Below are 12,717 nucleotides of genomic sequence, written 5' to 3'. Positions count from 1 at the left end.
CCCCTCCCCGCGTCAGAGCGTGGCGAGGAAGCCGAGCGCGACCTTCCAGGCCAGCTCGGCCGACGCCCGGTCGAAGTCGGGCAGTTCGGGGTCCGTGAAGAGATGGCCGGCGCCCGGGTAGCGGTAGACCTCGACATCGGCGCCGGTCCGCTGCATCTGCAGGTACCAGGAGTTCAGCCAGTCGTGCGTCTCGAACGGGTCCGGGTCGGCGACGTGCAGCTGTACGGGCAGCTCGTCCACGGAGGCGTTCTCGGCGATGTCCGAGGTGCCGTGGAACATCAGCAGACCGCGGGCCTTCTCGTCGCCGAGTGCCAGGGTCTGCGCGGTGGAGGCACCGAACGAGAAACCGGCGTACACCAGGCCCCGGTCGGAGTAGGGCGCGGCGGCCAGCACGGCCCGCCTGAGCAGTTCGTCCTTGCCCACCTCTTCCTTGAAGGCCAGGCCTTCCTCGACGGTGTCGAACGTGTGCCCCTCGAAAAGATCGGGCACCTGCACTTCGTGCCCGGCGGCACGAAGCCGGTCGGCCGCCGCGTGCACCGCGGGGCGCAGACCGTACGTCGAGTGGAAAAGCATGATGTTCATGAGACCCATGGTGCCAGCTACGGTCGAGGGCATGGAGAACGACGGGATGGAGAACGTGCTGCGCCCGCTGGTCGTCGTCGGCGGCTCGGTCCTGATCACGCTGCTGGTCGGCTGGCTGGTCGATCTGCTGCTCAGACGGGCCGACGGCCGGCACCCCGACACACCGTTGTGGGGGCTGCTGCGGCGCTGCCGAATACCGCTCCAGCTGACGCTGTGCACGGCGCTGCTGCGGGGCTCGTACACCCACACCCGGCTCGAATTGATCAACGATCACCGGGCGGGGATCGGTCAGGTCCTGTCGCTGGTGCTGATCGGGGCCTCGGCCTGGCTGGTGGTGCGGATCGCGACGGCCGTCGTCGACTCCCTCTACGCGAGGTACGCCGCGAACACCCCGGACCCGGCGCGGGTGCGGCGGGTGCGGACCCAGGTGACGCTGATCCAGCGGGTGGTCACCGCGATCGTGGCGGTGGTCGCCATCGGCGCGATGCTGCTGACGTTCCCGGCGATGCGGACGTTCGGCACCTCGATGCTGGCCTCGGCCGGTGTGCTCGGCATCGTCGCGGGCGTGGCCGCCCAGTCGACGCTCGGCAATCTCTTCGCGGGGCTGCAGATCGCCTTCGGCGACATGGTGCGCATCGGTGACACGGTGGTGGTGGACGGCGAGTGGGGCACGATCGAGGAGATCACGCTGACCTTCCTCGCGGTGCGGACCTGGGACGAGCGTCGGATCACGATGCCGGTCTCGTACTTCACCAGCAAGCCGTTCGAGAACTGGTCGCGCGGTGGTGCGCAGATGACGGGCTCGGTCTTCCTGCATCTGGACCACTCGGCCCCGATCGAGGCGATGCGCGAGCAGCTGCGGGACATCCTGGGCGAGTGCGCCGCCTGGGACGGCCGTGACTGGTCCCTGGCCGTCACCGACACCACACCGTCGACGATCCTGGTCCGCGCCGTGGTCACGGCGAAGGACTCGGGCGACATCTGGACGGTGCGCTGTGCCGTACGGGAACAGCTCATCGGCTGGCTGCGCGACCACCATCCGTACGCGCTGCCGAAGGTCGCGACGGCGCCCGCGGTGCTTCCGCCCGAGAAGTGGCCGGATCCGCACCGCCCGGCGCACGGGAGGCCGTCGGACCTGGACAGATCACCGCGCACGGGACTCGGCTGACGGGGAGCGGCCGGCCGTGCTGCCGGTCCCGTCTCACCGCAGGCTGCGGACGTCCAGCTGGCGCAGTACCCGGTCGACGATCTCCGGGTCCGCCCCGGCCTCGTTGCGGGCCGACAGCACCTCGTGGCGGGCGGCCGACATCATCTCGCGCTGGACCCGGCTGACCGCCTTGAAGCGCTCGGCCCGCTTCGCGTACGCCTCGCGGCGCTCGTCGTCGACCATGTCGGGACTGATCCGCGCCCCCACGTCGTACGCCAGCCGCTGGAGCCGCTCGGTGACCTCGTCCGGGAACTCCTCGACCTCCTGGATCTCCTTGAGGCGCTGCTTCGCGGCCTTCGCGGCGCGGATCGCGAGGTCCTTCTCCAGGGCCTCCTCGGCGTCCGTGTCCGCCTTGACCCGGAGCTTGCGGACCAGCCACGGCAGGGTGAGCCCCTGCACGACGAGCGTGGCCATGATCACCGCGAAGGCGATGAAGACGATCTCGTCGCGGCCCGGGAACGGCTTCCCGTCGTCCGTCTCCAGCGGGATCGCCAGCGCCAGCGCGACCGAGGCCACTCCGCGCATCCCGGCCCACCACATGACGACGGTCTCCCGCCAGCTGGTGGGGATCTCCTCGCTGACGTCGCGCCGGGTGTGCAGCCGCTTGGCGAGCCAGGTGGCCGGCAGCAGATACAGCAGCCGTACGCCGACGACGACCACGACCACGGCGAGTCCCCAGCCCAGCATCTGGAGTTCGCGCCCGTCCGCCGTGCCGAAGACGTTGTGCAGTTCGAGGCCGATCAGCCCGAAGGCGACACCGGTGACAAGGGTGTCGACGATCTCCCAGAAGGTGCGGCCGGTGAGCCTGCCGAGCACGTCGTCGGCGTCGGCGGTGTGCTCGGCGAGGAAGAGCGCGGTGGTCAGCACGGCGAGGACGCCGGAGCCCATCAGCTCCTCCGCGAGCACGTAACTCACGAACGGCACCAGCAGGGTCAGGCCGACCTGGAGCGTGGCGTCGCCGAGCAGCCCCATGAGCTTGATGGTGAGCCAGCCGAGCACCAGCCCCACCGCCACGGCCACCACCGCGGAGAGGATCAGCAGCCCGAAGGCCTCCGGCAGTGAGAAGCTGCCGCTCACCGCGGCGGCGATCGCCACGTGGTACAGCACGATCGCGGTCACGTCGTTGAACAGGCCCTCGCCCTCCAGGATGGAGACGAGCCTGCGCGGCAGCCCGACCGATCCGGCGACGGCCGTCGCCGCGACCGGGTCGGGCGGGGCGACGAGCGCGCCGAGCGCCACGGCCGCTGCGATGGGCAGCCCGGGGACGATCGCGTTGGCGACCGCGGCGACCGCTGCCGTCGTGACGAAGACCAGCGCCACGGCCAGCAGAAAGATCGGTCGTTTATTGGCGGCGAACTGCCGCCAGGAGGTTCGCTGCACAGAGGCGTAGAGCAGCGGCGGCAACAGCGCCGGAAGGATGATCTCGGGCGGGATGTCCACATTCGGCACGAAGCTGAGGAAGGCCATGCCGACCCCGGCGAGCGTCATCAGCACCGGCGCGGGCAGCCCCAGACGCTCCCCCAGTGGCACCGTGACCACAGCCCCGAGCAACAGCAGGAGGAGCAGTGCCATTTGGTCCACGGGAGGCCTTCCGGGGGGCGGGGCACCGATCCCTGTGATCGGCGGAACTGGAGTCAAAGCCTGCCACGCAGGGCCCGTAATCCAGACAACACCCCCCGATTCCCGCCTCCTCGACCAGCATTCCTCCGATGTATCTGCGGTCGAACCTCTTCCGCTGCCTCCTCGGGGCGGGCAGTATGCGGCGTGCGTGATTCAAGGACAAGAACTCTCACCACGTACATGACTGGCAGGAGAGACCCCGTGACCGCGTTCTCCCGAAGGCATTTCGTCTCCACCGCCGCTGCCGGAACATCCGCACTCTGGCTGGCCGGCTCCCGTACCGCATGGGCGGCGGCCGGCCCCGTACCGACGGAGCATCCGGACATCGACATCCACGAGCGGACCGTCCGCGACGCCGCGATGACCTGGCGCACGCTCCCCACAGGCTGGCAGGAGGCCCCGTTCCTCGCCAACGGACAGCTCGGCGCCCAGCTGTACGCCGGGACGACCGCGAACACGCTGAAGCTGATGATCAGTCACAGCCAGGTGCAGGACCAGCGCGGCCAGTGGCGCGGCGGCATCGGCTTCTCCCGCCTCCCCGTCGGGTACTTCACCCTGACCCTCGCCGGGGAGATCACCGACGTCGACTGGACGCTGGACCTGTACGACGCCGAACTGCACGGCACCGTCACCACCACCCGGGGCTCGCTGGCCTTCTCCGCCCTGGTCCACAACGACACCGGGGCCCTGCTGGTCTCCACCCGCCCCACCCCCGGCGAGGAGTCCGCGGCCTGGAGCTTCCAGTGGCTGCGGGCCGCCACCACCCGTACCAGCGGCAGGCCCGAGGACTACACGCCCAATCCGGATCCCCGCACCGGCGACGGCTTCGTCGAGCAACCGCTGCTGGCCGGCGGCGGCTGGACCACGGCCTGGCGCGAGCGGCGCGAGGGCACCGGCCGGCTGCTCGCCGCGCACCTCGTGTACCGCTTCCCCGGCCGGGTGTCCGAGGCGACGGCCGACGCGCTGCGGGCCGTGGACCGCACCCTGGCCACCGAACCGGACCGGCTGGTGGAGCGGCACCGCCGCTGGTGGCACGCGTACTACCGGCGCAGCTTCCTCTCCGTGCCGGACAAGCGGCTGCAGAGTTTCTACCTCATCCAGCTCTACAAGCTCGCCGCGTCGACCAGGGCCGACGGCCCGACGATCTCCGAATGGGGTCCCTGGTTCCCCGAGGTCGGCAACAACTGGACCGCGGTCTGGTGGAACCTCAACGTCCAGATCGGCATGGCCCCGATCCACGGCTCCAACCACCCCGAACTCGACTCGGTGACGGGCGCGTTCCGCCGCTTCGAGCACCACCTCCCCACCTCGGTCCCGGCCGATTACCGCGACGGCGAGAGCTACGCGCTGGGCCACCCCTCCGACTGGCAGCTGCGCGCGGGCGACACCTACGACGTCGGCGCCCCCGGCTCCTCCCACGTCTCCGACAACTTCGGCAATCTCACCTGGGCCCTGCACAACGTCTGGCAGTCCTACCGGCACTCCATGGACCTGCCGGTGCTGCGCGACGTGGTGTACCCGATCCTCGCCAAGGCCATCAACTTCTACGCGCACTTCCTGCACGAGGGCCCGGACGGCAGGCTGCACCTGCCGGAGACCCGCTCCCCCGAGTACGCCAACGCCGCGGACTGCACCTACGACCTCTCGCTGATCCGCTGGGGAGTGCGCACCCTGATCGCCTCGGCGCAGCTGCTGCGCAACGGTGATCCGAGGCTGAAGCGCTGGCAGGACATCGAGCGGCGCCTCGCCCCGTACGCCGAGGACCCGGCGGCCGGCGTCATGATCGGCAAGGACGTCCCGCTGGCGGGCTCGCACCGGCACCACTCGCACCTGCTGTGGCTGTACCCGCTGCGCGAACGGAGCTGGGACCGGGCGGAAGACCGTGAGGTGATGCGGCGCTCCATGGACCACTGGGTCTCCATGCAGGAGCTGTGGCACGGCTACAGCTACGCCACCGCCTCGTCCATGTACTCAACCATGGACGAGCCGGAGAAGGCCCTCGACTTCCTGACCTTCTTCACCGATCTGAACGTGGTCGCGGACTGCGCGATGACGGTCAACACGATGTACCGGGAGGGCAGGAACCTGGCCCTGGAGAGCCCGCTGTCCGCTGCTCAGTCGATGCTCGACATGGTGGTGCAGAGCCACGAGGGGGTGGTGAAGGTCTTCCCGTCCGTCTCGGCGCGCTGGGCGGACGCCTCGATCGCGTCACTGCGCACCCAGGGCGCCTTCCTGGTGGACGCGGACCGCTCGGGCGGTGCCACGCGCTGGGTACGGGTGCACAGCGAGGCGGGCGCACCGCTGACCCTGGACCACTCGGTCACGGGCCGGATCGAGGTACGGGACGCGCACGGGCGCCCCCTGCGCTGGCGGGAGACCGGGCCGGGCCGGATCACGCTCGCCCTGCCGCGCGGCGCCACGGCGGTGATCACTCCGCGGGGCGCTCCCCGCCCGCGGACGGTCCCGCGCGACGTGCCGTCGAACGGCACGTGGACCCGCTGGGGCCTGCCGGGGTAGGGCTGTCCGCGCCTCAGTCCCGCAGGGCTCGGCGCATCGCCCGGTGGGGGATGCCCGCGTCCGGGAACTCGGGGCCGTACGCGACATAGCCGAGGCGTTCGTAGAAGCCGAGCGCATGGGTCTGGGCGTGCAGGTCGACGGCGTCCAGACCCAGCCCACGGGCCGCGTCCTCGATGGCCCGGACCAGCGCGCCACCGACCCCGAGGCCGCGCGCCTCCCTGGTCACCGCGAGCCTGCCGAGCGAGCCGACGGCCGGGTCGCCGCCGGTCCGGCCGGCGGCGGCCGGACCGTGCAGCAGCCGCCCGGTGCCCAGCGCCGAGCCGTCCGCCGCGACGGCGACGACATGCAGGGCGACCGCGTCGAGCTCGTCGTACTCGATCTCCTCGGGCACCTCCTGCTCACCGACGAAGACGGCCTTGCGGACCAGGAAGCAGGCCGCGAGGTCCTGCTCGTCGACGACGGTGCGCGTGGTGTACGGGGCGGGCTCCGAGGTCATTCGCTCTCCGCCGCGATCTTGTCCAGGGCCTGCTGGAGGTCGTCCGGGTAGCCGCTGGTGAACTCCACCCAGCTGCCGTCGGACGGGTGCTCGAAGCCGAGCCGGACGGCGTGCAGCCACTGCCGGGTCAGGCCGAGGCGCTTGGCCATCGTCGGGTCGGCGCCGTAGGTGAGGTCGCCGACGCAGGGGTGGCGGTGGGCGGACATGTGCACCCGGATCTGGTGCGTACGGCCCGTCTCCAGCTTGATGTCCAGGAGGCTGGCGGAGCGGTAGGCCTCGATGAGGTCGTAGTGCGTCACGGAGGGCTTGCCCTCGGCCGTGACGGCCCACTTGTAGTCGTGGTTGGGGTGGCGCCCGATGGGGGCGTCGATGGTGCCGCTCATCGGGTCCGGGTGGCCCTGCACCAGCGCGTTGTACTTCTTCTCCACGACCCGGTCGCGGAACTGCGCCTTCAGCAGGGTGTAGGCCCGTTCGGACTTGGCGACGACCATCAGGCCGGAGGTGCCGACGTCGAGGCGGTGGACGATGCCCTGGCGCTCGGCGGCGCCGGACGTCGAGATCCGGTACCCGGCGGCGGCGAGACCGCCGATGACGGTCGTGCCGGTCCAGCCGGGGCTCGGGTGGGCGGCGACGCCGACCGGCTTCACGATCACGACGATGTCGTCGTCGTCGTGCACGATCTCCATGCCCTCGACGGGCTCGGCGACGATCTGCACGGGAGCGGGCGCCTGCGGCATCTCCACTTCCAGCCAGGCCCCGCCCTGGACCCGCTCGGACTTCCCGACCACCGAGCCGTCCACCTGCACCTTCCCGGCGGCCGCCAGCTCGGCGGCCTTGGTGCGGGAGAAACCGAACATCCGGGAGATGGCGGCGTCGACACGCTCGCCCTCCAGACCGTCGGGTACGGGCAGGGTTCGGACCTCGGGATACGTACTCACCTGTCGAGTATGCCTTGCCGGCACTAGTCCTTGTGCACGGTGCCGTCGGGGTCCAGGCCCTTGAAGGAAAGGATCACGATGAGGATGCCGCCGCAGACGATCGCGGAGTCCGCGAGGTTGAAAACGGCGAAGTGAGCAGGGGCGATGAAGTCCACCACCGCGCCCTGGAAGGTGCCGGGGGCGCGGAAGATGCGGTCGGTGAGGTTGCCGAGCGCACCGCCGAGCAGCAGGCCGAGCGCGATGGCCCACGGCAGGCTGTAGAGCTTGCGCGCGAGCCGGGCGATCACCACGATGACGGTCGCCGCGATGCACGTGAAGATGATGGTGAACGCCTCGCCGATGCCGAACGCGGCGCCGGCGTTACGGATCGCGCTGAGCTGGAGCCAGTCGCCGATGAGCTCGATCGGCTCGTGGTGCTCCAGCTTCGCGACCACGATCATCTTGCTGCTCAGGTCGAGGAGATAGGCGAGCACGGCCACGGCGAAGAGCACCATGATCTTGCGCTTGCCCCTGCCCGGGGCGGTCTCCTCGACCTGTCCCTCGGCCCGGTCCGCGGCCTCGTCCCCTTCTGTCCCCTCAGCATCGGGGATGTCCGGCGTACCGATGATGCGCTCCGCCTCTGCCACGTGAATCCCTCAACCTAGGTTCCTGACTGAGGACGAGGGTACGACACACCGCCCGGGATCAACCGCGTCGCTCCTGCTTCTGTTTGTCCTCGACACAGAGCGTGGCGCGCGGGAACGCCTGCATCCGCGCCTTCCCGATCGGGTTGCCGCAGATCTCGCACAGTCCGTACGTCCCGGCGTCGAGCCGGGCCAGCGCCCGCTCGGTCTGCTCCAGCATCTCCTGGGCGTTGGCGGCGAGCGACATCTCGTGCTCGCGGGTGATGTTCTTGGTGCCGGTGTCCGCCTCGTCGTCACCCGCGCCGTCGCCGGAGTCGCGCATCAGCCCGGCGAGCGCGGCGCTCGCGGCCTCCAGTTCACTGCGCAGCCGCAAGGTCTCGCTGCTCAGCTCGGCCCGCGCCTCGGCGACCTCCTCCGGGGTCCAGGGGTCCTCGCCCGGCCGGACCGCCAGCTCGCCGGGGGCTGTCGCGGCGGCCCCGCGGGCCGGGGGCACGGGCGCCCCGCCCGTGCCGGCCGTGCGGGTCCGGGCCGCGCTCTTCTTGGCTACCACCGTGTGGGCTCCCGTCTTCCCGGCGGCCTCGGCCGCCCCCTCGGCCGCGTCGGCGGCCTTCTTCGAAGCCTTCTTGGCTGCGCTCTTCTTCGCAGGTGCCTTCTTGAGCGGCGCCTCGTGCCCGGCGTCCGCCTGCTCGACGGCCGCCGCCTTCCTGGACGCCGTCTTCTTCGCGGCGGTTCTCCCCGCCGCGGCCTTCGTCGCGGCGGTCTTCGTCGCACCGGCCTCCGGGACGGTCTCCATGCCCGCGTCGCCACCCGTCTCCCCGGCCGCCGCGCCCGTGGATCCGGCCGACGCCGTCTTCTTTGCGGCGGTCTTCTTCGCCACCATGGCCGCGGCCCCTTCACATATTGTGATCTTGCACGCGAATCGTGCTGGGACGATAAATCGACCCCAGCCCCGCGGCAACGGGGCACGCCGCCGAATCGCTCCTCCCCGCGCCCGGATCCCGACCTGCCTGCATCCGTTGTGCCCAGCTCACGGCCGGGTAATCCGCCTCCGCACGCCCCTCCCGGACTCCGTGCACCCGCGTCTGGCCATTCGGGTCATGCCCCGTCCGCCGCGTTAAACCGGTCGGCCGTCCCCCGTACGGGCCCGTACACTGGCCTCAGCGAGAGGCGTGGATGGGACGAGTAGCGTCGTACGCAGCCAGGAGCGACCCGGGGACGGTGGAAGCCCGGGGGCGAGCGCGTCGTGAAGATCACCCGGAGCCGTCGGAAGAACGCCGCCAGGCAAGTAGAACCGGCATCGCGCCCCAATGAGGGGGCCACGGGCGCACACCCGGGGCCAAGGAGGGTGGTACCGCGGGAGCCGATGAGGCCCTCGTCCCTCCGACGGAAGTGGAAAACGTCCGCCGGAGGAAGTCCGCCCATGACATCGCCGCAGTACCACCAGGTACCCGCCCAGGTCGACCTGCCCGCGCTGGAGCACGCCGTGCTCGATTTCTGGCGCGACAGCAAGGTCTTCGCCAAGAGCCTCGAACAGTCCGAGGGACGCCCCGAGTGGGTCTTCTACGAGGGCCCGCCCACCGCCAACGGCATGCCCGGCGCCCACCACATCGAGGCCCGCGTCTTCAAGGACGTCTTCCCCCGCTTCCGGACCATGCAGGGCTACCACGTCGGCCGCAAGGCCGGCTGGGACTGCCACGGACTGCCGGTCGAGCTCGCGGTCGAGAAGGAGCTGGGCTTCAACGGCAAGAAGGACATCGAGGCGTACGGCATCGCCGAGTTCAACGCCAAGTGCCGTGAGTCCGTGACCCGCCACACCGACGCGTTCACCGACCTCACGACCCGCATGGGCTACTGGGTCGACCTCGACGACGCGTACCGCACGATGGACCCCGAGTACGTCGAGTCGGTCTGGTGGTCGCTGAAGGAGATCTTCAACAAGGGCCTGCTGGTCCAGGACCACCGTGTCGCCCCCTGGTGCCCCCGCTGCGGCACCGGCCTCTCCGACCACGAGCTGGCCCAGGGGTACGAGACGGTCGTCGACCCGTCGGTCTTCGTCCGCTTCCCCCTCACCTCCGGCCCGCTGGCCGGCGAAGCCTCCCTGCTCATCTGGACGACCACCCCCTGGACCCTGGTCTCCAACACCGCCGTCGCTGCGCACCCCGACGTCACCTATGTCGTCGCGACCGACGGCGAGGAGAAGCTCGTCGTCGCGCAGCCGCTGGTCGAGAAGGCGCTGGGCGAGGGCTGGGAGACCACCGGCGAGAGCTTCACCGGCCGCGAGATGGAGCGCTGGACCTACGAGCGCCCCTTCACCCTGGTGGACTTCCCCGCCGAGGCGCACTACGTGGTCAACGCCGAGTACGTGACGACCGAGGACGGTACGGGTCTGGTCCACCAGTCCCCCGCCTTCGGCGCCGACGACCTCGTCGTCTGCCGCTCCTACGGTCTGCCGGTCGTGAACCCGGTCCGCCCCGACGGCACCTTCGAGGAGGGCCTGCCGCTGGTCGGCGGGGTCTTCTTCAAGAAGGCCGACGAGGCGCTCACCGAGGACCTGGCCGCCCGCGGCAAGCTCTTCCGGCACGTCCCGTACGAGCACAGCTACCCGCACTGCTGGCGCTGCCACACCGCGCTGCTCTACTACGCGCAGCCGTCCTGGTACATCCGCACGACCGCAATCAAGGACCGGCTGCTCCAGGAGAACGAGAAGACCAACTGGTTCCCGGACTCCGTCAAGAACGGCCGCTTCGGCGACTGGCTGAACAACAACGTCGACTGGGCGCTGTCCCGCAACCGCTACTGGGGCACCCCGCTGCCGATCTGGCGCTGCGAGGACGGCCACCTCACCTGCGTGGGCTCCCGCACCGAGCTCGGCGAGCTGGCCGGCACCGACCTCTCGGGCCTCGACCCGCACCGCCCGTTCATCGACGAGATCACGTTCACCTGCACGCACGAGAACTGCCAGCTGGAGGCGTACCGCGTCCCGGAGGTCATCGACGCCTGGTACGACTCGGGCTCGATGCCGTTCGCGCAGTGGGGCTACCCGTACAAGAACAAGGAGCTCTTCGAGAGCCGTTACCCGGCGCAGTTCATCTCGGAGGCCATCGACCAGACCCGCGGCTGGTTCTACACGCTGATGGCGGTCGGCACCCTGGTCTTCGACAAGTCGTCCTACGAGAACGTGGTCTGCCTGGGCCACATCCTCGCCGAGGACGGCCGGAAGATGTCCAAGCACCTGGGCAACACCCTCGAACCGATCCCGCTCATGGACCGGCACGGCGCCGACGCGGTCCGCTGGTTCATGGCGGCCGGCGGCTCCCCGTGGGCGGCGCGGCGCGTCGGTCACGGCACCATCCAGGAGGTCGTCCGCAAGACGCTCCTCACGTACTGGAACACGGTCGCCTTCCAGGCCCTGTACGCCCGTACATCGAACTGGGCGCCGTCCGCGGCCGACCCGGCCCCGGCGGACCGCACGGTCCTGGACCGCTGGCTGCTGAGCGAGCTGAACGCGCTGGTGGACCAGGTCACGCAGGCTCTGGAGGGCTACGACACCCAGCGCGCCGGCAAACTGCTGTCCGCCTTCGTCGACGACCTGTCCAACTGGTACGTACGCCGCTCGCGCCGCCGCTTCTGGCAGGGCGACAAGGCGGCGCTGCGGACCCTGCACGAGGTCGTCGAGACGGTGACCCGGCTGATGGCCCCGCTCACCCCGTTCATCACCGAGCAGGTCTGGCAGGACCTGGTCGTCCCGGTCACTCCGGACGCCCCCGAGTCGGTCCACCTCTCCACCTGGCCGAAGGCGGACCTGTCGGCGATCGACCCCGCCCTCTCCACGCAGATGGCTCTGGTCCGCCGCCTGGTCGAGCTGGGCCGGGCCACCCGCGCCGAGTCCGGTGTGAAGACCCGTCAGCCGCTGTCCCGCGCCCTGGTCGCGGCGTCCGGCTTCGAGACGCTCTCCCCCGAGCTGCACGCCCAGATCACGGAGGAGCTGAACGTCTCCTCGCTGGCCTCGCTCTCCGAGGTCGGCGGCTCGCTGGTCGACACGACCGCGAAGGCGAACTTCCGGGCGCTCGGCAAGCGGTTCGGCAAGGGCGTCCAGGCGGTGGCCAAGGCGGTCGCGAACGCCGACGCGGCGGCCCTCTCGCTGGCCCTGCGCGAGGGCACGGCCTCGGTCGAGGTGGACGGTGAGACGGTCGCCCTCTCCCCAGACGAGGTGATCATCACCGAGACCCCGCGCGAGGGCTGGTCGGTGGCGTCCGACTCGGGCGCGACGGTCGCCCTGGACCTGGAGATCACCCCGGAGCTGCGGCGCGCGGGCCTCGCCCGTGACGCGATCCGCCTCATCCAGGAGGCCCGTAAGAACAGCGGCCTGGACGTCGCCGACCGCATCGCCGTCCGTTGGACGTCGGCCTCCCCCGCCACGGTGGAGGCCCTGACCGAGCACGCGGCCCTGATCGCGGACGAGGTCCTGGCCCTGGACTACGCCCAGGGCCAGGCGGACCCGACGTACGGCGAGCCGTTCGAGGACGAGGGCCTGGCCCTGGCGTTCCGCCTCCGCAAGACGGAGCAGTAACCCGCGAACAACAGGAGGGCCCGGCCGGACACCAGAAACCAGTCCGCCCGGGCCCTCCTGCCGTCCCCTCAGCCTCTCGGCACCTCGCTCCCACGCGGTCCCGAAACCTCGCCTCCACCCCGCCCGACGCGTCGCTCCCCCGTCCCGACGTCGCTTCCAGCCCG

9 protein-coding genes are annotated in these 12,717 nt (G+C 70.7%); 3 read left to right on the top strand and 6 right to left on the bottom strand.

Going from position 1 to position 12,717, the window contains the following annotated elements:
• Positions 1-12: 12 nt before the first annotated feature.
• The gene (locus EES42_RS12460; protein WP_124718527.1) at positions 13-591 is read right to left on the bottom strand and encodes a dienelactone hydrolase family protein; all 579 of its coding nucleotides are present in this window, start codon (positions 589-591) and stop codon (positions 13-15) included.
• Between the two features lie 37 nt (positions 592-628).
• Between EES42_RS12460 and EES42_RS12455 the strand changes: the two genes are divergently transcribed.
• The gene (locus tag EES42_RS12455) at positions 629-1,750 is read left to right on the top strand and encodes a mechanosensitive ion channel family protein (protein WP_124718526.1); all 1,122 of its coding nucleotides are present in this window, start codon (positions 629-631) and stop codon (positions 1,748-1,750) included.
• 33 nt (positions 1,751-1,783) lie between these two features.
• Here the strand turns inward: EES42_RS12455 and EES42_RS12450 are convergent, their stop codons facing one another.
• Entirely contained in the window at positions 1,784-3,370 is a 1,587-nt protein-coding gene (locus EES42_RS12450; protein WP_124718189.1) for a Na+/H+ antiporter, read from the bottom strand.
• Positions 3,371-3,610: 240 nt separating this feature from the next.
• On the opposite strand from EES42_RS12450, the gene EES42_RS12445 reads away from it, so the two are divergent.
• A complete protein-coding gene (locus EES42_RS12445; protein ID WP_124718188.1) occupies positions 3,611-5,926 on the top strand; it encodes a glycosyl hydrolase family 95 catalytic domain-containing protein in 2,316 nt (771 codons plus the stop codon).
• A 13-nt stretch (positions 5,927-5,939) separates the two neighbouring features.
• Here EES42_RS12445 and EES42_RS12440 read toward each other — a convergent pair whose 3' ends face one another.
• From EES42_RS12440 to EES42_RS12425, 4 genes are read right to left on the bottom strand one after another with little or no spacing between them, the layout of a single operon-like run.
• Positions 5,940-6,422: a GNAT family N-acetyltransferase gene (locus tag EES42_RS12440; RefSeq protein ID WP_124718187.1), complete on the bottom strand. Its 483-nt coding sequence runs from the start codon at positions 6,420-6,422 to the stop codon at positions 5,940-5,942.
• The gene (locus EES42_RS12435) at positions 6,419-7,360 is read right to left on the bottom strand and encodes an RluA family pseudouridine synthase (protein WP_124718186.1); all 942 of its coding nucleotides are present in this window, start codon (positions 7,358-7,360) and stop codon (positions 6,419-6,421) included. The genes EES42_RS12440 and EES42_RS12435 overlap by 4 nt, the downstream gene beginning before the upstream one ends.
• Positions 7,361-7,383: 23 nt before the next feature.
• Positions 7,384-7,986, bottom strand: a complete 603-nt coding sequence (gene lspA / locus EES42_RS12430; protein WP_124718185.1) for a signal peptidase II — start codon at positions 7,984-7,986, stop codon at positions 7,384-7,386.
• A 58-nt stretch (positions 7,987-8,044) separates the two neighbouring features.
• Complete coding sequence (locus EES42_RS12425) at positions 8,045-8,863, bottom strand: TraR/DksA family transcriptional regulator (RefSeq protein ID WP_124718184.1); 819 nt, start codon at positions 8,861-8,863, stop codon at positions 8,045-8,047.
• Positions 8,864-9,403: 540 nt separating this feature from the next.
• On the opposite strand from EES42_RS12425, the gene ileS reads away from it, so the two are divergent.
• Positions 9,404-12,553, top strand: a complete 3,150-nt coding sequence (gene ileS, locus EES42_RS12420) for an isoleucine--tRNA ligase (protein ID WP_124718183.1) — start codon at positions 9,404-9,406, stop codon at positions 12,551-12,553.
• Positions 12,554-12,717 lie beyond the last annotated feature (164 nt).

The organism is Streptomyces sp. ADI95-17, from assembly GCF_003846175.1.
In the GTDB taxonomy this organism is placed as follows: Bacteria; Actinomycetota; Actinomycetes; order Streptomycetales; family Streptomycetaceae; genus Streptomyces; species Streptomyces sanglieri.
The sequence above is the reverse complement of the archived record's forward strand: the minus strand, read 5'-3'. Positions and strand labels throughout refer to the sequence as shown.

Bases quoted from the DNA above. Each gene is read 5' to 3' on its own strand.
- EES42_RS12425 (WP_124718184.1), bottom strand. From the start codon at position 8,863: ATGGTGGCGAAGAAGACCGCCGCAAAGAAGACGGCGTCGGCCGGATCC.
- EES42_RS12440 (WP_124718187.1), bottom strand. From the start codon at position 6,422: ATGACCTCGGAGCCCGCCCCGTACACCACGCGCACCGTCGTCGACGAG.
- EES42_RS12455 (WP_124718526.1), top strand. From the start codon at position 629: ATGGAGAACGTGCTGCGCCCGCTGGTCGTCGTCGGCGGCTCGGTCCTG.
- EES42_RS12460 (WP_124718527.1), bottom strand. From the start codon at position 591: ATGGGTCTCATGAACATCATGCTTTTCCACTCGACGTACGGTCTGCGC.
- ileS (WP_124718183.1), top strand. From the start codon at position 9,404: ATGACATCGCCGCAGTACCACCAGGTACCCGCCCAGGTCGACCTGCCC.